The sequence below is a fragment of the Rhizobium sp. RHZ01 genome (assembly GCF_014851595.1).
In the GTDB taxonomy this organism is placed as follows: Bacteria; Pseudomonadota; Alphaproteobacteria; order Rhizobiales; family Rhizobiaceae; genus Rhizobium; species Rhizobium altiplani.
This window is the reverse complement of sequence record NZ_JACUZZ010000129.1, coordinates 1-310: the sequence shown is the minus strand read 5'-3', so window position 1 is coordinate 310 and position 310 is coordinate 1. Positions and strand designations below refer to the sequence as shown.

1 rRNA gene is annotated in these 310 nt (G+C 55.8%); it reads left to right on the top strand.

Going from position 1 to position 310, the window contains the following annotated elements:
* A 16S ribosomal RNA gene (locus tag IB248_RS31140) occupies positions 1-52 on the top strand; the annotation flags it as partial.
* Positions 53-310: the final 258 nt, after the last annotated feature.

Here is a 310-nt window from a genome sequence, read left to right as displayed (position 1 = left end):
GAAGTCGTAACAAGGTAGCCGTAGGGGAACCTGCGGCTGGATCACCTCCTTTCTAAGGAAGCTGTGGAATTGGTAAGACGACCGTCTTGAACGGTATGAACCTTCCCGTGCTTTTTAGAACATAGATGGGATCAGTCAGATCACCATCGAAACGCAATACGCCGCAGAGACTTCGGTCCTGACGGTATGGCGAGCTTTCGCCGTCCACGTTTCTCTTTCTTCATGAAGGATAGAACCTTGAGTTCTGCGCTCACGCGCTGTCCGCACCTTCGGTGCTGCGCTCCGCGAGGGCGCCGGACGACCGGCGACG